Here is a 22,718-nt window from a genome sequence, read left to right on the forward strand (position 1 = left end):
GCTCTGGAGGATCCATGTCCGTCACCACTGCCGGGGCTTCTACCGGATTCCTGTCCTCTCTCAACGGCCGCTTCCACCGCACCGCCCTGACTCTGTACATGCTCGTCGTGGTCGCGCACTGGGCCGAGCACCTGGTGCAGGCGTACCAGATCTGGGCGCTCGGATGGCCACGACCGGAAGCCCGCGGCGTGCTGGGAATGCCGTTTCCCTGGTTGGTCAGTTCGGAGTGGCTGCACTACGGCTACGCCATCGTGATGCTGGTCGGCCTCTTCCTGCTGCGCCCCGGTTTCACCGGGCGGGCCAGGGCCTGGTGGACGGTGGCCCTCGCCCTCCAGTTCTGGCACCACATCGAGCACGCGTTGCTGCTCGTCCAGGCGCACACCTCCTTCCGCTTCCCCGGCACCACCGTCGCGACCAGCCTGCTGCAACTCGTTGTTCCCCGGGTGGAACTGCACCTGTTCTACAACTCGGTCGTGTTCATCCCCATGCTCATCGCCGCCTACCTGCACCTGCGGCCCAACGCCGCGGAGCGCGCGGAGATGGCCTGCACCTGCGCACCCGGCATCGGGCGGAGCCGCACCTCGCCACCCGTCGCGGCCGTGGGTCACTAGCCGTCCGCTGATGTCCACCCCGGCTCGGATCTACGCCGGCGCCGCCGCGGCCGTGGCCGCGCTGGTCGCACTCCTCGCCCTCGCCGCCCACATCGAGTCCGTGTCAGCGGCCGACTCGCCGCTGACCGTGATCTCGATCGCTCCCGCCGACGGTGCCGTGCTGACCACGGTGCCGACGGCGGTCCAGATCCGGGTCTCGGCCCGACCCGACGTGGAACTCTCCCACATCAGCGTGTACGACGGCGCGTCGTCCCGCCGCGACACCGGCGCGATCAGACCGGACGGCGACGACGGCCTGCGTCAGGCCATCGCCCTCGACGGTCCGGCCGCGATCGCCGTCGCCTACCACGTCGTGTCCCTCGACGGACGCGTGGTCTCCGGCATCGTCCGGTTCACCGTCGGTGCCACCGACGGGTCGGTCGATCCGCCACCGACCGCGCACGCCCACAGCGTCGACCCGATCGGGGCGGCGCTGCTGATCGTCGACGGTGTCGCACTGCTCATCGTCCTGCTGCTGCTGTTCCGACGGCGGTCCGGAACCACCCGCTCCTGAAACGCCGGCCGGGCCGCACGCACGGAGGTGCCCCGGCCGGCGACTCTGGCGACGCTGGCGGTAGCCCGGAAGCCGCGCCGTGCCGACTCGTCGGCACGGCGCGCCGCCCGACCGTCGAGCCCGCCATCAGGAAGAGGTACATGTCGATGACGCAACTCGGAGCCCGTGCCGTCGTGCTCGGTGGCAGCATGGGCGGCCTCCTCGCCGCCCGAGTCCTGGCCGAATCGTACGCAGAGGTCATCGTCGTGGAACGCGACCAGGTGCTGGGCGTGAGCACTCCGCGTCGGGGAGCACCGCACACCGTCCACGCGCACGGCCTGCACGCGCGAGGACATCTCATACTGGAGGAACTCTTCCCCGGCCTCACCGACGAACTCAGGGCCGCCGGTGTCCCCACCGGCGACCTGGGGGAGATGCGGTGGTTCTTCAACGGCCGGCGGATCCAACCGGCCCGCACCGGCCTGGTCTCGGTCACCGCACCGCGCCCCGTCCTGGAGAACCATGTCCGCAACCGGGTGACCGCCATCGCGAACGTACGCCTGATCGAGGAGTGCGACGTGCTCGGCCTGGTCGCCACCGACGACCACGAGCAGATCGTCGGCGTACGAGTGCTTCGGCGCACCGGCCCGGCCGAGGCGGAGGTGATCGACGCGGACCTGGTCGTCGACGCGACCGGTCGTGGTTCCCGTACCCCCGCCTGGCTGGACGAACTCGGGTTCCAGCGACCCGAGGAGGAACGCGTCAAGGTGGGCCTGGCCTACACCACCCGGCACTACCGCACCCGGGCGGACATGTTCGACGGGGTGCAGTCGATCAATCCGGTGGCCTCCCCGCGTCACCCGCGTGGGGCGTTCTTCGGCCAGGTCGCGCCGGAGGTCTGCATCCTGTCGCTGACCGGAGTCCTCGGTGACCACCCGCCCACGGACCCGCAGGCGTTCCTGGAGTTCGTCCGCTCCCTACCGGTGCCGGACGTGTACGAGGCGGTCCGCGACGCCGAGGCGCTCGACGCCCCGGTCTCCTTCCGATTCCCGGCCAGTGTCCGCCGCCGCTACGACCGGCTGCTGCGCTTTCCCGACCGGCTGCTCGTCGTCGGCGACGCCTTCTGCAGCTTCAACCCGGTCTACGGACAGGGCATGAGTGTGGCGGCCGTCCAGGCGATGACGCTGCGGTCGCATCTGCGGGCGGGGCGGCCACCCGCTCCGCACGCCTTCTTCACCGACCTGGCTCGCGCCATCGATGCTCCCTGGGACATCTCTGCCGGCGGCGATCTCGACTTCCCCGGCGTCGAGGGGCGGCGCACCCTCAAGGTGCGGATCGGCAACGCCTACATGGCACGTCTGCAGTACGCCGCGACCCGGGACCCCGAGGTGACCAACGGCTTCATGCGGGTCGCCGGCCTGATGGACCCGCCGGAGGCCCTCATGCGCCCGGCGATGGTGCGTCGGGTGCTGCGCCACGCGGTCCGCCGACCCCAGCCCGGCCCGTCCTGGCACGACGCGACCCCGTGCGCCGGGCCTGCCGAACGGCCGCGCTGACGACGCACGCCCGTACCGCAGACGTCACGCGACCTGACCGCCCGGAGGACCACGATGGTCAGCCCCGTGCCCAGCCTCGACCCGCACTCACTGCTGATCTTCCTGCTCCAGGTCTGCCTGCTGCTGACGGTCGCGTTCACGCTGGGACGGCTGGCCGTCCGATGCGGCATGCCCGCGCTGATCGGCGAGTTGCTCACCGGTGTGCTGCTCGGCCCGTCCCTGCTGGGCGAGGTCGCACCCGGTCTGCTCTCCCGGGTGCTGCCCGTGGACGCCGGCCAGCTTCACCTGGTCGACGCAGTCGGCCAACTCGGCGTGCTCCTGCTGGTCGGCGTCACCGGTGCGCAACTCGACCTCGCCATGTTGCGCAGGCGAGGCATCGTCGGCGTGCAGGTCAGTCTGGCGGGCCTGGTGCTGCCGCTCGCGATGGGCATCGCCGCCGGTTACCTGGTCCCCGCCGCACTGCTCACCGAGGGCACCGGGCGAGGCATCTTCGCCCTGTTCCTCGGCGTGGCCATGTGTGTGACAGCGGTCCCGGTACTCGCCAAGACGTTGTCCGACATGGGCCTGTTGCACCGCGACATCGGCCAGCTCACGCTGGTCGCCGGGACCGTCGACGACGCCGTCGGGTGGTTCCTGTTGTCGGTGGTCTCGGCCGCGGCCACCACCGGCGTACGCGCCGACGCCGTCACGCTGTCGTTGGTGTACCTGGTTCTCTTCCTGGTGGCGGCACTCCTGATCGGTCGGCCGCTGGTGCGGTGGGTGCTCACGCTGGCCGGCCGGGCCGGCGACGGCGGTCCACGGTGCACGACCGCGGTGATCATCATCCTGCTGTGCGCCGCGATCACCCATTCGCTGCGGATGGAGGCCCTGTTCGGTGCGTTCATCGGGGGCGTGCTGATCGGTCTCGCCCGGACGGCGGATCCACGACCCGACCGGTCCCTGCTGAAGGATCTGGTTCCCCTGCGTACGGTGGTGCTCAGCATCCTGGCCCCGTTGTTCCTGGCCACCGCGGGACTGCGCATGGACCTGACCGAACTGGCCGACCCGACGGTGCTGGTCGCGGCGACCGCCCTGCTGCTGGTGGCGATCGTGAGCAAGTTCGTCGGAGCCTACCTGGGGGCGCGCGCTGGTCGGCTGTCCCACTGGGAGGGCATCGCGTTGGGCGCCGGCATGAACATCCGCGGCGTGGTGGAGGTGGTGATCGCGACCACCGGCCTGCGGTTGGGAGTGCTCTCCGTCGCCAGCTACACCGTGATCGTGCTGATCGCGGTGGTGACGTCGGTGATGGGCCCGCCGATCCTGCGTCAGGCGATGACCCGCGTGGCGCAGACCGAGGCCGAGTCACGCCGGGAACACATGCTCGCGGCCCGGCCGGACGCAACGGTGGTCGGCGAGGGCGAGCCGTAGCTCGCGGTCCCGTCCTGCCGGTGGACCTGCCGATGCCCCCGGCGTCCGTTCCTGTCGGCGTGTCCTCGTGCGGGCCGCGGCGACGGCGAACGCGGGTCACGCACCGGCGCGGAGTACCTCGCTGAGCCGGTCGCGTCGCCGCAGCGCCGCCTCGACCGGTACGACCACGGCCGCCGCCACCACCAGCGCCACACCCACCAGGCCGAGCAGCCACCATGGCAGGACCGTCGCCGGGGCGGTGGCCTGACCGGTGAGCAGCCGCAGCGCGAGCGGACCGAACGTCAGGTGGGCGAGCAGCGCGCCGAGGAGCGGGCCGCACACCGCGGCGACCACGACCGGCGGCAGCAGCTCTCCGGCGGCCACCCAGCGGGCGTCGCGTGGCCGGAGGCCGAGGGTCCGCAGCCGACTGAGAGTCTGCCACCGCTCCTGCGCACCGGCGGCGGCGGCGAGTGTGAGGCCGAGCAGCCCCAGCACCAGCAACACCGCGGCGGCCGTCCACGCCAGCCGGAGTGTCCCGGCGGTCAGCGGCGCCACCCGCTGCGCCTGCCGCACCTCCGTGCGCAGTACGACGTCGGCGGCGACGCCGGGATTCGACACGGCCCGCGCCGCGCCGGGGCCGGTCACCCAGACCGTGTTGGGCACGGCGGGCAGCCCCGCGGCGGCCAGCGCCTCGGCGTCCACGATGACCACGTCGGCGGCGCCACCGACGGACGGCGCAGTACCGACCGTGGTCAGCCGGATCGCCGGGCCGTCGTCGTGGGAGAGCTGCAACCGCGTACCGGTGCCCAGGTCACCGGTGCGCGATCGGACCAACGCGGGCACCTCCCCGGCACCGGGTGCGGTGAGCCGGGCCAGCTCCGGCGCGTCGGGCAGTGGGGTGGTGGCCAGCAGACGCTGGAACGCGGTGGCGTCCACGACGACCAGGCGTGGGGTGTGCAGGGTCGCGTCGGTGAAGACGGGCGCGGCGTCGGTCACCCGCGCGACGACGACCTGCCCCACCCCGGGTGCGGCAGCGATGCGCTCGGCGAGTGCGGGTGTCGCGGCCTCGGCGTCGGTGCCGACGTCGAGGCGGGCGTCGGCACCGACGGTGCTCCACGCGCCGTCGTCCAGACCCCGGGTGATGGTGCTGCCGACGACGAGCGCGAACGACGCGAGTGCGGTGGCGCTGACCAGCACCAGCAGCGGCAGCGCGCGCCCGGCCGTGGTGGCTGCCCGGGCGGCGCCGAACACGGCCAGCGGGCGGCGTGAGCGCAGGGCCCGTCGTAGCGCGAACCTCGCTCCGACGGGCAGCAGCCGCAGCACGACGAGTGCGCCGGCGAGCACGCCCAGCGTGACGGCACTGATCGGGAGGACCAGGTCCCCGCTCAGCTCACCGCCGTCGGAGGCGACGGGCAGGAGTCCGCGCTGGTGCAGGGTGCCGACCGCGGCGACCGCGGCGATCAGCACCGTGGCCTCCACGGCGGCGCGGCGCAGCCGGCCGGTGGCCAGGATCCGACGCCGCGCGGCCGGGTCGGCCGGTTGGCGCCGGTCGCGGCCGGCGCCCGCAGCGGCGCGGACGCCGAACACCGGCCCGGCGACGGCACCGGCCAGGACCACGGGAACGGTCCAGGTCCACCAGACACCCGGGGCGACCGCGCGGGCGAGGACCAGCCCGACGGCGGCGGCCGACAGGGACACCACGGTCGACTCGACGAGCAGTTCCGCACCGAGGTCGGGCAGCGCCGCACCGCGCTGCCGGGCGGCGCTCAGCGCGGGCGTGCGGCGGCGCACCAGCAGGTCGGCGGCGAGCAGCAGGACCAGCACCGTGGCGGTCAGGACTCCGGCGAGCAGTACGGCGGCCTGCGTGAACGCGGCGCTGATCTGGGTACGGGCGTCGCGCAGGACCGTGTCGAGCTGCGACTCCCACTTCAGCGACCCGTCGCGTACGGCTGACGAGCCGGAGGTCGCCTTGAGCTTGACCACCTGACCGGCGAGCGTGGCGGTGGCATCCCAGGTGAGCGCGTCGGGTTCGGGGGCGAAGTGGACGGTGCGCCGTAGTTGGTCCTGGTCGACGGCGAGCCGGGCGTCCGGCAGCGACTCACGGGACAGCAGACCGCCGAACCGGGTGGTGCCCACGCCGTCGGCGCCCGGCATGGGGCGCAGCAACGCCGGGGCGAGTCGCCAGGCGGGGTCGGTGCTGTCCACGGGACGGTAGATCCCGCTGATCCGGACGTCCTTCTCGCCGCCCTGTCCGTCCTGTGCCGGGATGCGCTCGCCGGGGCCGAGGTCGAGGGCGGCGGCGTCGGCCTCGGAGAGACCGACCTGCACCGGCCAGGGCGGTCCGTCGTAGGGGACCTCGACGGACTGTTCGCCGATCGCGCGGCCGGGTGCGCTGCCGGCGATCCAGGTCACCTCCGGGCCGCCGAGCTCATCGGCCAGATAGCTGAGTTGGAAGGTACGCGGCAGGTTGCCGTCGGTGATGCGCAGGATCGGGCCGTGGACGACGGCGATGGGCGGCAGCAGCGCGTCGTCCAGGTCGGGGCCGAGCGTGTGGGCCGCCCGCGTGCGGAAGTCGTCGACCTCGTCGGCGAGGCGGGATATCCGCAACCGTCCGCCGGTCGGCCCGTCGTCGCGTTCCCAGTCGGCGTGCACGAGGACGTTGGCGCCGGTGCCGGCGCGGCGGACCGTGTCCTGGACGGCGTCGTCGGCGGCGCTCCGGAGCAGCGCCGGGACGGCCCCGGCGAGCAGCACGACGGCCGCGACGACGGCGGCGGTGAGCAGCAGCGCCCCGGCGTCGGTCCGGGCCCGGCCCCGGACGCTGGGCCAGTGCGGCGCCGGCCACCGGCGGGTCGGCCACCGCTTCACGGCGCCACCCGCAGGTGCGCGGCGTCGGCCCGACGGACCTGGACGACGACCACGGCGGCGACCGCCAGCAGGCAGCCGGCCAGCAGGACGGCGAGCAGCGCGGCCTCGGTCGGCCAGGGCCAGTGCGGCTGGGCGGTCGGGATCGGCGCGGCGCCGGTGTCGGAGCGGACGAGCAGGGGAGTGACGAGGCGGGTGGCGAGCGCGCCGACGACCGTGCCCGCCACGAGCAGGGGCAGCAGGATGACGCCGTGCTGGCCGACGAGCACGGCCCGGATGCCGCGCCGGGTCATTCCCAGGCCGCGCAGCCGCGCCACCTCCACGGCGCGGACCTGTAGCTCGCAGGTCACGTGCAGGACGACACCGGCGACCAGCAGCAGGACCGAGGCCGCGACGACGAGCCGCAGCGCGGCGGGCAGCGCGGCGTGCAGCGGGCCGCCGGTGAGCCGGGTGGTCTCCGTCTCGCGGGTCGCGACGGTGCCCAGGTGCAGGGCGGTGGCCCGCTCGACGGCGCCGGAACCGGTGGGGTGGCCGACCCACCAGGCGTCGACCGGGAACGTCAGATCGCCGGTGACGACACGGGCGCGGGACAGCATGTCCAGGTCGGCCAGGACGGCGACGGCACCGGGCGCGGACGGCACGGTCGGCACGACCTCGGTGACGACGATCGGGACGGGCGTGGTGCCGACCGTGACGCTGAGCCGGCTGCCGACGTCACCGACCGCGTCGGCGAAGCGGGCGGAGACGGCCACCGGCACCGGGCCGGGGTCGGGGAAGGCGGTGGCCACCAGGGTACGGGCGGCGTCCGCGCCGCCCAGGTCGACGCTCGCCGCCATCCGCAGCGCGGTCTGCGTCGACCCGGCGGCGAGCACGACGGTCGGATCGCGCAGCTTGGTCGGCACCGGCGGCGCGGACGTCGCGGTCCACTCCGATCCGGGCGCCGATCCGGTGGACGGCACGGTGAGGGTGACGGCGATGGCGGTGCGACTGCCGACCGCGGCCTCGGGGTCGGCCGTGACCGGCAGGGACACCGCGACGAGGTGCAGCCCGTCGGCGTTCGCGCACGTGGGCATCCGGTGCTCCCGGCCGTCGAGCGGCACGGGTGCGCCGGTGCAGGGTGTGCGCAGGCCGCTGGCGTCCTGCAGCAGCAGGTGGGGCGTGACGGCGAGCGGGGCGTCGCCGGTCGCGGTGCCGCTGAGCACGAGCGGGGCACCTGCGGCGACGGGCAGACCGGTGACGCGGGTCGGTGGGGCGAGTCGTGCGCCGACCTCGGTCCAGGTGCCGTCGACCCGCCCGCGCAGCAGTGCGTCGGCGCGGGTGGTGTCGACGGCCACCAGGCGCGGCGCGTCGCCGGCGGTGCCGAGCCACTGACCGACGGCGGTACCACGGTCGAGGACCGGACTGACCGTCCCCGCGGTGGCCGCGGCGACGTCCGCGCCGTCGCCGGGCACCGGCGTCGTGCTGAGGGACACCGCCAGGTCGGTGCCGACCGACAGCGCGGCCTGGTCGCGCTGCGACTGGTGCCAGGTGGTGTCGAGGGCGAGGCCGAAGGTCGCCGCCGCGCAGGCCAACCCGACGAGGAGCCCGGCGGCGACCGCCTGGGGGCGGCGGGCCGCCTCGGAGACCGCCAGCGTCGGCGCCAGCCCCCGGGCCCGGTGCGCCAGCCGGTCGGCCCCGCGCAGTGCGGGCAGGACCACCCGCAGCGCCAGGGCGGCGCCGGTGGTGAGCAGCAGCGCCGGTGCCAGCACCCGGACCGCGTCGGCGCGGGGGCTGGCGGCGGTGGGCTGGGCGTACAACTGCCACCATGCGGCGACGGCGAGGACCGCGAGCAGCACGTCGGCGCCGGATCGGGCCAGCAGCGCGCGGCGGGTGCGGCGGTCGCCGGGTGCCGGGCCGGGCCGGACCGCCAGGACGACGAGGACCACGGCGAGGACCAGCGCACCGCCGACTATCGCCACAACCTGGGCGCCGGTGACGCTCGGCCGGGCGGTCAGCCCGGCGCCGTCCAGCGGCGGCAGGTGGGTCAGGCCGGCGTGCAGGGCCGCCGAAGCCGGTATCGCGAGCGCGACGGCGACGACGGCGACGAGCCCGGCCTCGAGTGTCGCGGTGGCGGCGAGTTGACGGCGGCTGGTGCCGAGAGCGGTCCGCAGGGCGGTCTCGTCGGCGCGGATGCCGGCGGTCAGCCGGCCGGCGAGCACGAGCGCCGTCGCGGTCAGGACACCGCCGAGGGCGGCGACGGCGAGCACGAGGGCGCCGGTGGCGCGCCGCTGGTCGTCGGCGGTCCGCAGGGTCAGCGGCAGGTCGGAGGCGACCCGGGCGAGCCGGACACGATCGCCGAGGGTGCCGGTCAGCCGACGGTCGGCGCTGCGCACGGCCCCGGCCACGGCCTGCACGTCGCGGCGGTCGGCGTGGGACAGGTCCGGCTGGGCGGTGATCTCCATCCGGTCCACGGTGGCGCCGCTGGTGAGCAGGTCGGTGAGGTCGACCAGGAACGGGCCGTAGGCGTTGACCGGCTGCCGGAAACGACCGTCCTGGTAGTCGACGGCGGCGCCGGCTGCGGCCAGCGGGTCGCGGTCCCAGCCCCGGCCCGGTAACGGACGGACCACCCCGACGACGGTCACGTCGATGGCCGGGACGGGATCGTGGGCCAACTCGGCGCCGAGGCGTACCCGACGGTCGAGGGTGAGGCCGAGCAGGCGGGCGGTGGACTCCAGCACCACCGCGTCACCACGCTCGCGCGGCCAGCGCCCGGTGACCAGCTCGGCGCGGGTCGGCAGGTCGTCGAGTCCCGACAGGTACGCCTGGGGCCCGACGGTGGTCCCCGGGGCGAGCGCGGGCGGCAGCGCCCGCAGCACCGTCGACGCCCGCGTGGTGGTGGTCACCGGGAACGGGGCGAGCGCGGCGACCACCACGGTGCGGGTGTCGGCGGCGACGGACCGCGCGACCGGGCCCTCGACGGTGCCGGTGTAGACGGTCACGCCGACGTCGGCGGGATCCGCGCGGGCCATGGCCACCTCCACCGCCCGCGCGGCCGTGCGGGTGCTCAGCAGGGTGCAGGTGCCCAGCAGGGTGGCACCGACCGTGACGACCCCGATCAGGGCCGCCAGCAGCGGCCACTGCGCGCGGGCACGCCGGCTGACCAGCCTCAGCATCGGCGCGTCACCCGGCATCCGGCGTGGGCTTCTCCGGCTGCCCGGCCGCCTCGTCGTGGAGCTGCCCGTCGTGGATCCGGATCACCCGGTCCGCCAACGCCATCATCAACGGATCATGGGTGGACACGAGCGCGGTCACGCCTTCGGACTCGACCACCCCGCGCAGTAGGGCCATCACCGACAGGCCCGTCTCCGCGTCCAGTTGCCCGGTGGGCTCGTCGGCGATGAGGAGCCGGGGCGAGGCGGCCAACGCGCGGGCGATCGCCACCCGCTGCTGCTGGCCGCCGGACAGCTCGGCCGGACGCTGCCGGGCGTGGTCGGCCAGCCCGACCAACTCCAGCAGCAACGCGACCCGCCGCTCGCGGTCGGCCGGGGCGACGCGGGCCAGCCGCAGCGGGGCGGCGACGTTCTCCGCCGCCGACAGCACCGGGATCAGGCCGAAGCTCTGGAAGACGTACGACACCTTCTCGCGCCGCAGCCGGGACAGACCGTCCTCGTCGAGCGCGGTGACGTCGGTGCCGTCGACGTGCACGGTGCCGGCGTCCGGGCGGTCCAGGCCGCCGACGGTGTTCAGCAGGGTGGTCTTGCCCGACCCGGACCGGCCGACCAACGCCACCATCGCACCGGCCGCCACGTCGAACGACACGCCGCGCAGGGCGTGCACGACGGCCGGTCCGGTGCGGAAGCGCCGGTGCACGTCGCGCACACGCAGCAGCGGCTCGCGGCTCATTCGCTGCTCTCCGAGGGGCGGATCGTGATGTGGTCGGGCTCCAGGGCCAGCCGGACCCGCCGGGTCAGCGCCAACGCCTGGCGGAAGTCGCGGGGCACCTGCACCCGCCCGGCACGGTCCATCACGGCGTACTCCTCGGCGATCGTGTGCGTGTCGCCCACCGCGTCGGTGGTGGTGCGGCGCAGCACCTCACTGCTGGTGCGTCCGTCCCGGATCGCGACGGTCCGTTCGACCTGGCCACTGACCTCCGGGTCGTGGGTCACCACGACGACGGTGACGCCGTAGCGCCGGTTGACCTCCCGCAGCACGCCGAACACCTCTGCGGACGTGGCGGCGTCCAGCTCTCCGGTCGGTTCGTCGGCGAGCAGGACCCGTGGCTGGTTGGCCAGCGCCACCGCGATCGCGACCCGCATCTGCTGCCCACCGGAGAGCTGCCCGGGACGCCGGTCGGCGCAGTCGGCGACACCGAGGCCGTCCAGCAGTTCGGCCGCGCGGTCCCGGCGCTCCTTCTTCGCGGTACGCGCCGCCGTCATCGGCAGGTCCACCATCTCCCGTGCGGTCAGGTACGGGATCAGGTTGCTCGCCGTCTGCTGCCGGACGAACCCGACGGTGTGCCGCCGGTAGTCCACCCGGTCCGCGCGGGACATCTCCAGCAGGTTCCACCGGTCGACCCGCACCCGCCCGGCGGTCGGCGCGTCGATACCGGCCAGGATGGACAGCAGCGTCGACTTGCCCGACCCGGAGGCGCCGACGACAGCGACCAGCTCACCGCTGTCCACGGTGAGGTCGAGCCCCTGTAGTGCCTGCACCTCGATCGAACCGGTCTGGTAGATCCGCACCAGGTTCTCGCAGGCGATGAGCGCGTCCCGACCGAACTCGGGCGCCCGCGCGGGCGGCTGCGGTAGCGACAGCGCGGTGCTGGACATTGCTTCCTCCCCCGGATCGTGCCGACGCCGAGCCGCTCGGACAGACGTCAGGCACACCGCCCGGGCACGTGGTGTCGCCGAACCGGTACGCATGGTCGCCGATGTGTCGAGGACCCCGATTGCCCGCGCTGATGCAGATTGAAGCAGTTTCGCAACCGGCGGCTGCGTTGACCATGCCCCAGGGGCGGCTTTCCTGCGTTTCCGGGCCGTGCGCCCCGACCACCCGGCTGCGCTGCGGCCGTTGGTGCGGCAGACTCAACCGATCGTGCGCCACCGGCCCGACCGTGGCCCGGTGGCGGCCCGGACCATCCGGTCGGAGGTGTGACGTGCGGATCGCGTTGTTCGTGACCTGCCTGGCCGACACCATGTTCCCCGAGGCGGCGAAGGCGACGGTGCGGCTGCTGGAACGCCTGGGACACGAGGTCGTCTTCCCCGAGGAGCAGACCTGCTGCGGGCAGATGCACGTCAACACCGGCTACCAGCGGCAGGCGTTGCCGTTGGTACGCCGGTACGCGCGGGTGTTCGATCCGTACGACGTGATCGTGGCGCCGTCGGGGTCGTGCGTGGGGTCGGTGCGGCACCAGCACGCGTCGGTGGCCCGCGGGGCCGGTGACGAGCGGTCGGCCGCCCGCGCCGAGTCGGTGGCCGGACGCACGTACGAGCTGTCGGAGCTGCTGGTGGACGTGCTCGGGGTGACCGACGTCGGTGCCTACTACCCGCGCCGGGTGACCTACCACCCGACGTGTCACTCGCTGCGGGTGCTGCGGGTGGGGGACCGGCCGCTGCGGTTGCTGCGCGAGGTGCGGGGCCTGGACCTGGTCGAGCTGCCGGCGGCCGAGCAGTGCTGTGGTTTCGGCGGCACGTTCGCGGTGAAGAACGCGGACACGTCGACGGCCATGCTGGCCGACAAGATGCGACACGTGCTCGCCACCGGCGCGGACGTCTGCACGGCGGGGGACGCGTCGTGTCTGATGCACATCGGCGGCGGACTGTCCCGGCTGCGCACCGGGGTACGCACCGTGCACCTGGCGGAGATCCTGGCCTCGACCGAACCGGGCGGCGACACTCCTGACAACGCGGCGAACTGGTGGTGAGGTCGTGAGCCGGACCTTTCTCGGTATGCCGGTGACGGCACCACCGGGTGTGGGGCATCTGCGTGGCGCGGAACCCTTCCCGGCCGCCGCGCGGCAGGCCCTGGCCGACCCGCAACTACGCCGCAACCTCGGGCACGCCACGGCCACGATCCGCGCGAAGTCCGGCGCGGTGATCGCCGAGATGCCGGACTGGGAGCAGTTGCGGGCGGCCGGTTCGGCGATCAAGGCCGACGTGCTGGCGCGGCTGCCGGAACTGTTGGAGCAGGTGGAGTCGCGGGTCACGGCCGCCGGGGGAGTGGTGCACTGGGCCGCCGACGCGACCGAGGCGAACCGGATCGTCACCGAGCTGGTCGCGGCCACCGGCAGCGACCGGGTGATCAAGGTCAAGTCGATGGTGACCCAGGAGATCGGCCTGAACGAGGCACTGGAGTCCGCCGGGATCACTCCGGTGGAGACCGACCTGGCCGAGCTGATCGTGCAACTCGGCGAGGACCGGCCCAGCCACATCCTGGTGCCCGCGATCCACCGCAACCGGGCCGAGATCCGGGAGATCTTCCTGCGCGCCATGCCCGGGGTGGACCCGGCGTTGACCGACGAACCAGCGGTCCTGGCGGCGGCGGCCCGCCGCTACCTGCGGCAGACGTTCCTCACCACGCCGGTGGCGGTGTCCGGGGCGAACTTCGCCGTCGCCGAGACCGGCACCCTCGCCGTGGTCGAGTCCGAGGGCAACGGGCGGATGTGTCTGACCCTGCCGCAGACCCTGATCACCGTGATGGGTGTGGAGAAGGTGGTGCCGACCTGGCGCGACCTGGAGGTCTTCCTGCAACTGCTGCCCCGCGCCTCGACCGGCGAGCGGATGAACCCCTACACCTCGATGTGGACGGGCGTGACCCCGGGCGACGGCCCGCAGGCGTTCCACCTGGTGCTGCTCGACAACGGACGCAGCGCCGTCCTCGCCGACGAGGTGGGTCGACAGGCACTGCACTGCATCCGCTGCTCGGCCTGCCTGAACGTCTGCCCGGTGTACGAGCGCACCGGTGGGCACGCCTACGGGTCGGTGTATCCGGGCCCGATCGGAGCGGTGCTCTCCCCGCAACTGACCGGGATCGCCGACAACGCGTCGCTGCCGTACGCCTCGTCGCTCTGCGGTGCCTGCTACGACGCCTGCCCGGTGAAGATCAACATCCCGGAGCTGCTGGTGCACCTCCGCGACCAGACACCCCACCCGCGCGCCGAGGCGGCGGCGATGGCCGCCGCCGCGTACACCATGGACCATCCCGCCCTGTACGCGACCGCACAGCGCGCCGCGCGGTCCAGCCGACTGCTCGGCCGGCGCGGCCGGGGGCTACCGCCGCCGCTGTCCGGCTGGACCGCCAGCCGCGACCTGCCCGAACCGCCTGCGGAGACCTTCCGCGAATGGTGGTCGAAGCGGTGAGCGGCCGGGAGACCGTCCTCGGTCGGCTGCGTGCCGCCGTCGGCGAGCGCGGAGCCGACGTCCGGGTTCCGCGCGACTACCGGCGCGAGGGCACGGTCGACCTCGACCTGCTGGTCGATCGGCTGACCGACTACCGGGCCCGGGTGCACCGCGTACCGGAGGCGCAGGTCGCCGACACGATCGCCGAACTCCTGCCGGCGCCCGCGACGGTCGTCGTCCCACCGGGACTGCCGCCGGCCTGGCTGCCCGCGACGGTGACCGCCCTGCCCGACGACGGGCTGGACAACGCCCGGATCGCCGCCTCGGACGCCGTCGTCACCGCTGCCGCCGTCGCGGTCGCCGAGACCGGCACCGTCGTCCTCGACGCCTCACCCGACCAGGGCCGCCGCGTCCTCAGCCTCCTGCCGGACCGGCACATCTGCGTGGTCCGCGCCGCCCAGGTGGTCGCCGGGGTGCCGCAGGCGCTCGCCCGCCTGTCCCCGCACCGCCCGCTGACCTGGATCAGCGGACCGTCGGCCACCAGCGACATCGAACTCAACCGGGTCGAGGGCGTGCACGGCCCGCGCACCCTGCATGTCATCCTGCTGCCCTGAGCCGCGCAAACCGTCGACGTCCCTGGTCGACGGACCGGTCGACGCATCCCGACCGCCCAGGCAGCCCGTCCGGCCAGCGGCGGCCCGCCTGGTAGCTTCCTGGGCGAATCCGCCGCCACCGTTGGAGACCGATGATCGCCGAACACGTCCGCGACGCGGCGGCCACCGCTGTCGTCTTCGGATTCTTCGCCACCAGTTGGTTCGGCTGGGCACAGGAATCACCTCCACCACCCTGGCGCAAGCCACTCGTCGCCGCCTCGGTCGCAGCCGTGCTCGTACTCGTGCTCGGGGCACTCGTGGCCTGGCGACACTGGTCGGACGGCACGGCGTTCACCGCAGGGACCAGCCGCACCTTCGGCATCGTGGTCGGTGTCGAATTCGGGCTCGCCGCGCTCGGTGCCGGCATCCTCGCCGCCGTACGCCGTCGCGACATCATCCCGGCCTGGGTCGCGTTCGTCGTCGGCGTGCACCTGTTTCCCGTTGCCACCCTGATCGGCTACCCGCTGATCCACGTGGTGGCGGCGCTGATCACGCTGGTATCGCTCGCCGCCGTGCCGGTGGCCCGCAACCGAGCCCTGTCGGTGAGCGCGGTCACCGGGGTCGGCACCGGCGGTGTGCTCCTCACGGCCGCCGCCTCCTCCCTGGTCATCGCCCTGCTCGGCTAGGGGGACGGGCCGACAGGGCGCTCGACGACGCGACCGTCGGTGGGGCGCCGGTCACGAGGCTCAGGTCGCGGGATCGGTGAGGACGACGACTTTGCCCTTGGCCCGGCGTGTCTCGACGCGGGCGAATGCCTCCGCCGCCTGGTCGAAGCGGTAGGTACTGTCGATCTTCACCGGTAGCAAGCCGCTGTCGACGAGCACGCCCAGATCGCGCAGATCCTGTCCGCTGGGGCGCATGGACAGGAACCGGTAGGTGAAGTCTCCTGCGCGTGCGCGCCGCCGGGGCCCGAGCGTGGCGAGCCACAAGGCCGTCTCCAGGACCGCGGCACGCCAGGCCGGCATCGGATAGTCGTGTCGGACCGATCCGGGGGTCGGGGTCGCGGTGATCGTCACGAGCCGGCCGCCAGGGGACACCAACTCCAGCAATGCGGTCAGCGGAGGACCGCCGACGAGGTCGAAGATCTTGGTGAACTGCACCCGGACCGCCTCGACGCGCCGGGTCCGGTAGTCGATGACCTCGGCGGCGCCGAGGCTGCGCAGGAGCGGTGCGGAGGCGGCGGAGGCGGTGGTCACCACGTGGGCACCGGTGCGGGCGGCGAGGGTGGTCGCGAACATGCCGACCATGCTGGAGCCGCCGGTGATGAGCAGCCGGTCGTCGGCGTGGATCGCGAGGGCGTCGCGGACGGCCTGGAGGGCGGTGGTGCCGGCCAGCGGGACGGCCGCGGCGGCGGCGAAGTCGAGCGTGCGCGGCATCGGCGCGACCAGGTGTGCTGCGATGGCGACCTTCTCGGCCAGTGCACCGAGGCGTGCCTTGTCGGTGCGGCCGAAGACGGCGTCGCCGACGGCAAAGGTGTTCACGTGAGAGCCGACCGCAGACACGACGCCGGAGAACTCGTTCCCGGGCACGATGGGAAACCGGACCGGGTTGGCGAATCGGAAGGTGCCGGACCGTTGCAGGATGTCGATCGGGTTGAGTCCGATCGCGCGGGTGTCGACGACCACGTCGTGGGCTCCCGGGACCGGGTCGCTGCGGTCGCCCAGGCGGAGAACCTCCGGGCCGCCGAAGCTCGTCAACTCGTACGCGCGCAAGGAAGCTCTCCACTTCGGTTCGGTGTCCGCACGCCGTCAACCCCGGCGTTGAAGGCCGGGCAGCCAGTGCCGTAGCAGCGCATCGACCTCGGTGCCGGTCGTCGGTGTGCCCAGATCGCCCACCTCCGGCGAGGCGCGCAGGCCGTCGATGAGCAGCCGCAGGTAACGGGTGTAGGTCTCGGGACGGACCTGTCGGCTGTGGTGCGCGACCTCACTGATCATGGTCAGCAGCACCGGGATGTCCTCGGCGGTGACGTCCGGACGCAACGTGCCCTCAGCATGGGCGCGCGCGACCAACTGTCGGATGATCGGCATGATCCGGTCACGGATCTGCGCGAGGTACCGCTCGTCGAAACCCGCCCCCAACTCGACGTCGCGGACACCACGGTCGGTGGCGTGCAACTGCGCCGCACGGCACAGGAAACGCACGAGGCCGTCCCAGTCGGTCGGCGCGTGCAGCGCTGCCTCGATCGACGCTGCGTGCCGTTCCAGGCTCTCCTCGAGAGCTGCCGCGAGCAGCGACTCCTTGGTCGGGAAGCGTCGATAGACGGTGCCGACGCCGACGCCGGCCTGCCGCGCCACGTCGTCGTAGGTCACGGACACCCCGTGCGTGGCGAACACCTGGCGGGCGGCCTCGATGACGCGCTGCCGGTTCGCCCGCGCGTCACGCCGCAGCGCCCGGCCCGACCCTGCGGGCTCCTGCATGACACCGACGATAGCAAGTGGAACAGCATCCTCCACATCGGTACGGCGCGCCCGCAGGTGACTTGAGGTTCCCCGGTTCGCCGGAGGGTGTGAGGTGGCCGGTGCAGGGTGCCGCCGGCCCCTCCGGGCCCGGATCCACCCGATGAGGATGCGTCGGATGTCGTCGGGTTGGACTATCCTCGCCGGCGTGGATGATGGCATGTGGTACCAGGACTCCGACGCTTCCCTGGTCATCCGTACCGACTTCTCCCGTTCGCAGGAATGGGAAGAGATTCAGGTTGCGATCACTGAACCGCAGACAGCGGAAGGGTTCACGGCGTTCGTCACGTTCGTCGATGACCGCGCCTACGAGAACATCACACCGCTGGAACTGGTGGAGATGGTGCCCGCGGACAGCGATCATGTCGTCGCCTTCCTCGTCGACGCGGAGACGTTGACCCACCCGGACCGCCCGATCCTGGTCGTGAACCTCGACGAGGACGACGAGGAGGACGAGGACGAGGACGAGGACCAGGGCGAGGGGCCTCAGCGCGGTGCCACGTTCCGAGTCGTGCCGTCAGAGATGTGGTCGGTCCAGAACAATCTCACGATCGCGAACATGGACTGGGAGGAGTTCGCCGACAACGTGGACGGCGACGGCATCTTCCGCGGCTTCGCGTAGGACGTGGTCTGGCGCGGGTCGAACGACCTCCGCCACCGCTCATCAGCTCAGCGTGATCGGACGCCGGCGTGGGCTCACCGGCCGAACTCTCCTACGAGCTGCGGCTGAGGGCCGCGTCGAGGTTCTCGAGATGACGTGAGACGGGACCGACGGTGAGCATGCCGCTGCCGGCTCCCGCCAGTTCGTCGGCAGCCGGCGAGAGTGCGATCCGGGCACGCCTCATCACCGCCGAGTCGTCCAGGATGATCGCCGCGTGGGCCGTGAGGGACCACCGGGCTTCGATCAGCAGGTCGCGCGGGGGAACCGGGACCTGACGCAGCGCCGCGGCGGCATCGGCCGGGCGGTCCTGTCCCAGCAGGACGAGAGGGCGTACCCAGGGCGTGTGCGGGCCCCAGTCGGTCTCGTCGTCGAAGCGGACGGGCTCCCCGTGTGCCACCCCGAGGCACAGCAGGGCCAGCGGGAGGAGGCCCTGTTGAAGGCCGGGCATACCGGCGTTGTCGAGCTGTGCCGCCGCGTTGCGGTAGGCCGCCTCCGTGCCTTGCGGCGACGGCTCGGTCGCGGCGAGTCGCAGCGCGCGGTACCACTGGGTGAACACGCTGACCAGTGGGCGGTCGTACCGCTCGGCGAGCCGGTCCGCTGCGGCGGCGTGCTGGTCGCCGCTGGCGAAGTCCGCGAGCGCGCTGCGGGCCTGTAGTCGGACGAGGTGGCCGAGGATCTCGAACGTCCCCAGGCCGTGCCGGGCGGAGAGCGCGACCAGTTCGGCGCCGATCCGGTCCCGTCGGGGAGCCAGGCCCGCGCGGTGAAAGGTCTGCATGAACACGCCGTTGAGGGCGAAGGCCAGCAGGGCCGGATCGCCCAGGCGGCGCGCGATCCGCTCCGCCTGCTCGGCGGCTTCGGGTCCGCGTGCGGCGCGGGTGCCGCGTGACTCCACCGCGATGGTGGCCAGCAGTCGGGCGCGGGTGGCCTCGGACGAGTCGGGGGCCAAGGCGGCCAGGGCACGCTCGGCTCCCGCCACGACCTGCGCCGCCTGTGCGGGATCGTCCGCCCTCGTCCAGATCGCGGGTACGTCGTAGCCGCCGATCACCCGGGCGGTGAGCTCGGGATCACCCACCTGCTCGGCGGCGGTGATCGCCGCGACCCGCTGCTCCCGGGCCGTCTCGAGTCCGCTCGCCCCCGTCACGGCGAGACTGCGCAGCAGACCGATGGTCGACTCCAACCGCGCCGACGAACCGGACGCCACCGTGCGGTCGTATGCCGCCGCGGCCTCCGCCCAGACCTGCTCCGGACCTGGCGAACCGAGACCGTCGCCGATCCGGTCGGCCTGACGGAGGATGTCGGTCTCCAGGCGACGCAGCCGTGGGTGGGGATCGACGCCGAGCTGCTCCAGGAGCAGGCTGCGGGCTCGTCGCAGCACCGCAAGCGCGTCACCCTGGCGTCCGGCCTGGTACAGGGCGAGCGCCAGCAGCCGCCACGCCTCCTCCCGCCACGGATGCTCGGCCGCGTGCGCGTCGAGATCCGGTACGACCTCCGCGGCGCGCCCGGTGGTCAGCAACGCCGCAGCCCGCTGCTCGATCGCGTGGAGCCGTAGCTGTTCGAGCCGGGCACGCTCGACGTCGGCCCACGACTCGTCGAAGCCGGCGAACGCGGGCCCCCGCCACGAACGCAAAGCCCGGTCGAGCCGCTCGATCGCCGCGCGCGGGTGCACCGTGGAAGCGGCGGCAGTCTCGTCCTCGAACCGCCAGGCGTCGACCGCGTCCGGCGCCACCCGCAGCGCGTAGCCCGGGCCCTCCGTGACCAGCCACCGAGTCGACTCGCGCGGTGGCCGGTCCGGCTCCAGCGCCCGCCGTAGCGCCGCCACGAACGTGCGGACAGCACTCACCGCGCCCGGCGGTGGCACCTGCCACAGGTCGTCGACAAGCGTGCCGACCGGTACGACCCGGCCGCGCGCGACGACGAGTCGCGCCAGCACCGCGCGGTGTTTCGGCCCCTTCAGCCCGATCGGTGCGCCGGCACCGTCCCAGGCGACGACCGGCCCGAGGACACCGATGCTGACCTGCACTGATCGAACCGCCCTTCCGTCTGTGCGCTCAACGTATCGCGCTCATCGTCTGCTCATCGGCGACCGGCAGGCTGGGATCGTCCATCCGACGAGAAGAGGGCGATCATGACGACCACCATTCCCGGGTTCGAGTACCAGCGTGTCGCGGTCGACGACGACGTGACACTGAACGTGGCGGTCGGAGGTACGGGCAGCCCGATCGTGCTGCTGCACGGCTTTCCGCAGACCCACGTCATGTGGCGGCACGTCGCCGCCGCTCTCGCCACCGAGCACACCGTGATCTGTCCCGACCTGCGCGGCTACGGCGCCAGTGACAAACCTGCGGCGCGCGACGCCGACACGTACGCCAAGCGGACCATGGCCGCCGACATCGTCACCCTCGCCGGCAGGCTCGGCCACGAGCGTTTCGCCTTGGCCGGACACGACCGGGGTGCCCTCGTCGCCATCCGGGCCGGCCTCGACCATCCGGGTACGATCACCCACCTCGCCATTCTCGACGTCCTGCCGACGCTGGACATGTGGGACATCCTGCACGGATCGTCCGCCGCCGTCGCGTTCCACCTCTACCTGATGGCCCAGCCGCCCGGCCTGCCGGAACAGATGATCAGCGCCAGCGCGGACGCCTTCTTCGGCTACTTCCTCGACGTCTGGGCGCAGAACCCGCAGTCCATTCCGGTGGCCGTGCGGGCGGAGTACCTGAAAGCCTCCCGTGAGGCGGTCCCCTCCATCGTCGCCGACTACCGCGCCTCGGCCGGCATCGACATCGAGCACGACCGGGCCGACCGGGACGCCGGGAAGCGCCTGTCCATGCCGGTCACCGTGGTCCAGCAGGACTGGGGTGCCGCACTCGGCTACGACGCCGCCGCGCTGTGGCACGCGTGGGGCACTGATCTGGACCACCGGACCACCTCGGCCGGGCACTTCATGGCCGAAGAGGCACCCGAGGAGATCAGCGGAGTTCTGCGCTCCCTGCTCGCGCGATAGCACGACATCCCGGTCGGCGAGCACGCCGGTGCGCCTCCGGCCCGGCGTGTCTCGACGCTGCTCAGCCCTCGATGGCGGCCATGTCGGCTGCGGAGTGGCGACTGCCGGAGGCCGGGGTCAGGCTGTCCAGCCGGGTGATCTGATCGGCGGTGAGGCGGATGCTCTCGGCGGCGCAGTTCTCCTCCAGCCGGTCGACGCGTCTGGTGCCCGGGATGGGCGCGATGCCCTCACCCTGGGCGAGTAGCCAGGCCAGCGCGATCTGCGCGGGCGTGGCACCCACCTCTCCGGCGACATCGCGGACCTCCTCGACGATGCGCAGGTTGCGGGTGAGGTTGTCGCCGGTGAACCGGGGGTTGGTGCGCCGCCAGTCGGTGGCGTCCAGGCCGTCGAGGGAGCGGATGTCACCGGTCAGGAAGCCATGTCCGAGAGGCGAGTAGGGCACCAGGCCGATGCCGAGTTCCCGCAGCGTGCTCAGCACGTCGCCGTCGGGGTCGCGGGTCCACAGCGAGTACTCCGTCTGGACGGCGGCCACCGGGTGCGCCGCGTGGGCCCGGCGGATCGTCGTCGCGGACACCTCCGACAGGCCGATGTGGCGCACCTTGCCCGCGACCACCAGTTCGCGCAACGCTCCCATCGTGTCCTCGATGGGAGTGTCGCGGTCCACCCGGTGCTGGTAATAGAGGTCGATGTGATCGGTGCCGAGCCGCCGGAGGGAGCCGTCCACCGCCACGCGGATGTTGGCGGGGGTGCTGTCCGTCCCCGGTCTGCCGGTGTGGGAGACGAGGCCGAACTTGGTGGCCAGGACGACCTCGTCGCGGCGGCCCCTGATCGCGCGACCGACCAGTTCCTCGTTGACGTACGGCCCGTACACCTCGGCGGTGTCCAGGTGGGTGGCGCCGAGGTCCAGAGCGCGCCGGATCGTGCGGATCGACTCGGCTTCGTCGCGACCGGCGCCGGTGTAGTAGGCCGACATCCCCATGGCCCCGAGGCCGATGCGGGAGACGTCGAGTCCGCCCAGTGAGGTGGTCTGCATGCCGTGGTCCTTTCCCCGTCGATTCACCGGGGCCGTCCGGCGAACTTGACGCTTCAAGTTCTACCCGCCCGAACTTGAAGCGTCAACAAGTCGCACGTAAGGTGCCCTCATGGCCAGGAGAGGGGCAGCGTCGAGGTCGACCGGATCCGTCACCGAGACCCGGTGGCTGAGGGACGACGAGCGGGCGGCATGGCTGGCCAACTCCGCGATCATGATCAGCCTGCCGGCTGCCCTGGACGCGCGGATGCAACGCGAGTCTGAGCTGACCTTCTTCGAATACATCGTGCTCTCGGTGCTGTCCGAGGAACCGGAGCGCACGATGCAGATGAGTCGTCTGGCAGCACGGGCGGCGGCATCACTGTCCCGCCTGTCACACGTCGTCGGTCGGCTGGAGACACGCGGACTGCTCGCGCGCTCCCGGATCCCCGGCGCGGGCAGAGCCACCAACGCGACCCTGACCGAGGCCGGCTACCAGACCGTCGTGGCCGCGGCGCCGGGCCACGTCGCGGCGGTCCGCGAGTACCTGATCGATCAGCTCGAACCCGGCGACCTCGCGGCCCTGCGGCGCATCGGCACTGCGGTCGAGGCCGCCATCGACCGCGCCACTGCACCGCCCGGGACGTCCGGGCCGTAGCCGCTGGCGGCATG

19 protein-coding genes are annotated in these 22,718 nt (G+C 73.0%); 11 read left to right on the forward strand and 8 right to left on the reverse strand.

What is annotated here, in order from left to right:
• The first annotated feature begins 14 nt into the window (after positions 1–14).
• The 4 genes from ACIBMZ_RS15780 (at position 15) to ACIBMZ_RS15795 (ending at position 4,106) form a co-directional block, all read left to right on the forward strand.
• Positions 15–611: a hypothetical protein gene (locus tag ACIBMZ_RS15780; RefSeq protein WP_396694245.1), complete on the forward strand. Its 597-nt coding sequence runs from the start codon at positions 15–17 to the stop codon at positions 609–611.
• A 10-nt stretch (positions 612–621) separates the two neighbouring features.
• A complete protein-coding gene (locus ACIBMZ_RS15785; protein WP_396694247.1) occupies positions 622–1,164 on the forward strand; it encodes a copper resistance protein CopC in 543 nt (180 codons plus the stop codon).
• A 146-nt stretch (positions 1,165–1,310) separates the two neighbouring features.
• Positions 1,311–2,699 carry an FAD-dependent oxidoreductase gene (locus tag ACIBMZ_RS15790; RefSeq protein WP_396694249.1) on the forward strand — a complete coding sequence of 463 codons (1,389 nt, stop codon included), beginning with the start codon at positions 1,311–1,313 and terminating at the stop codon, positions 2,697–2,699.
• A gap of 54 nt (positions 2,700–2,753) precedes the next feature.
• Entirely contained in the window at positions 2,754–4,106 is a 1,353-nt protein-coding gene (locus ACIBMZ_RS15795) for a cation:proton antiporter (RefSeq protein ID WP_396694251.1), read from the forward strand.
• A gap of 96 nt (positions 4,107–4,202) precedes the next feature.
• On the opposite strand, the gene ACIBMZ_RS15800 is transcribed toward ACIBMZ_RS15795, so the two are convergent.
• Genes ACIBMZ_RS15800 through ACIBMZ_RS15815 form a run of 4 tightly spaced genes read right to left on the reverse strand, consistent with a single transcriptional unit; the run spans position 4,203 to position 11,755 of the window.
• Entirely contained in the window at positions 4,203–6,950 is a 2,748-nt protein-coding gene (locus tag ACIBMZ_RS15800) for an FtsX-like permease family protein (RefSeq protein WP_396694252.1), read from the reverse strand.
• Entirely contained in the window at positions 6,947–10,099 is a 3,153-nt protein-coding gene (locus ACIBMZ_RS15805; protein WP_396694254.1) for an FtsX-like permease family protein, read from the reverse strand. The genes ACIBMZ_RS15800 and ACIBMZ_RS15805 overlap by 4 nt, the downstream gene beginning before the upstream one ends.
• Positions 10,100–10,106: 7 nt before the next feature.
• Complete coding sequence (locus ACIBMZ_RS15810) at positions 10,107–10,829, reverse strand: ABC transporter ATP-binding protein (protein WP_396694256.1); 723 nt, start codon at positions 10,827–10,829, stop codon at positions 10,107–10,109.
• Complete coding sequence (locus tag ACIBMZ_RS15815; protein ID WP_396694258.1) at positions 10,826–11,755, reverse strand: ABC transporter ATP-binding protein; 930 nt, start codon at positions 11,753–11,755, stop codon at positions 10,826–10,828. The genes ACIBMZ_RS15810 and ACIBMZ_RS15815 overlap by 4 nt, the downstream gene beginning before the upstream one ends.
• Before the next feature lie 326 nt (positions 11,756–12,081).
• Between ACIBMZ_RS15815 and ACIBMZ_RS15820 the strand changes: the two genes are divergently transcribed.
• From ACIBMZ_RS15820 to ACIBMZ_RS15835, 4 genes are all read left to right on the forward strand, one after another.
• Positions 12,082–12,849 carry a (Fe-S)-binding protein gene (locus ACIBMZ_RS15820; protein ID WP_396694260.1) on the forward strand — a complete coding sequence of 256 codons (768 nt, stop codon included), beginning with the start codon at positions 12,082–12,084 and terminating at the stop codon, positions 12,847–12,849.
• 25 nt (positions 12,850–12,874) lie between these two features.
• Positions 12,875–14,284: a LutB/LldF family L-lactate oxidation iron-sulfur protein gene (locus tag ACIBMZ_RS15825; protein ID WP_396694793.1), complete on the forward strand. Its 1,410-nt coding sequence runs from the start codon at positions 12,875–12,877 to the stop codon at positions 14,282–14,284.
• Entirely contained in the window at positions 14,266–14,877 is a 612-nt protein-coding gene (locus ACIBMZ_RS15830) for a lactate utilization protein C (protein WP_396694262.1), read from the forward strand. Before ACIBMZ_RS15825 ends, ACIBMZ_RS15830 begins: the two co-directional genes overlap by 19 nt.
• Positions 14,878–15,008: 131 nt before the next feature.
• On the forward strand, positions 15,009–15,542 hold the full coding sequence (locus ACIBMZ_RS15835; RefSeq protein WP_396694264.1) for a hypothetical protein: 534 nt from the start codon (positions 15,009–15,011) through the stop codon (positions 15,540–15,542).
• Between the two features lie 60 nt (positions 15,543–15,602).
• On the opposite strand, the gene ACIBMZ_RS15840 is transcribed toward ACIBMZ_RS15835, so the two are convergent.
• Together ACIBMZ_RS15840 and ACIBMZ_RS15845 are read right to left on the reverse strand one after the other, a co-directional pair.
• Entirely contained in the window at positions 15,603–16,628 is a 1,026-nt protein-coding gene (locus tag ACIBMZ_RS15840; RefSeq protein WP_396694266.1) for an NADP-dependent oxidoreductase, read from the reverse strand.
• A 36-nt stretch (positions 16,629–16,664) separates the two neighbouring features.
• Positions 16,665–17,333 (reverse strand): TetR/AcrR family transcriptional regulator, encoded by a 669-nt coding sequence (locus ACIBMZ_RS15845; protein ID WP_396694268.1) that lies wholly within the window; start codon positions 17,331–17,333, stop codon positions 16,665–16,667.
• Positions 17,334–17,520: 187 nt separating this feature from the next.
• Here ACIBMZ_RS15845 and ACIBMZ_RS15850 point away from each other — a divergent pair, with 187 nt between their 5' ends.
• Positions 17,521–17,994 carry a DUF6924 domain-containing protein gene (locus ACIBMZ_RS15850; RefSeq protein WP_396694270.1) on the forward strand — a complete coding sequence of 158 codons (474 nt, stop codon included), beginning with the start codon at positions 17,521–17,523 and terminating at the stop codon, positions 17,992–17,994.
• Positions 17,995–18,085: 91 nt separating this feature from the next.
• Here ACIBMZ_RS15850 and ACIBMZ_RS15855 read toward each other — a convergent pair whose 3' ends face one another.
• Complete coding sequence (locus tag ACIBMZ_RS15855; protein ID WP_396694272.1) at positions 18,086–20,053, reverse strand: BTAD domain-containing putative transcriptional regulator; 1,968 nt, start codon at positions 20,051–20,053, stop codon at positions 18,086–18,088.
• Between the two features lie 105 nt (positions 20,054–20,158).
• On the opposite strand from ACIBMZ_RS15855, the gene ACIBMZ_RS15860 reads away from it, so the two are divergent.
• Positions 20,159–21,037, forward strand: a complete 879-nt coding sequence (locus ACIBMZ_RS15860) for an alpha/beta fold hydrolase (RefSeq protein ID WP_396694274.1) — start codon at positions 20,159–20,161, stop codon at positions 21,035–21,037.
• Between the two features lie 61 nt (positions 21,038–21,098).
• Here the strand turns inward: ACIBMZ_RS15860 and ACIBMZ_RS15865 are convergent, their stop codons facing one another.
• On the reverse strand, positions 21,099–22,070 hold the full coding sequence (locus ACIBMZ_RS15865) for an aldo/keto reductase (RefSeq protein ID WP_396694276.1): 972 nt from the start codon (positions 22,068–22,070) through the stop codon (positions 21,099–21,101).
• Between the two features lie 109 nt (positions 22,071–22,179).
• On the opposite strand from ACIBMZ_RS15865, the gene ACIBMZ_RS15870 reads away from it, so the two are divergent.
• Positions 22,180–22,704, forward strand: a complete 525-nt coding sequence (locus ACIBMZ_RS15870; protein WP_396694278.1) for a MarR family winged helix-turn-helix transcriptional regulator — start codon at positions 22,180–22,182, stop codon at positions 22,702–22,704.
• The last annotated feature ends 14 nt before the right edge of the window (positions 22,705–22,718 follow it).

The organism is Micromonospora sp. NPDC049900, assembly GCF_044461025.1.
Classification (GTDB): domain Bacteria; phylum Actinomycetota; class Actinomycetes; order Mycobacteriales; family Micromonosporaceae; genus Micromonospora.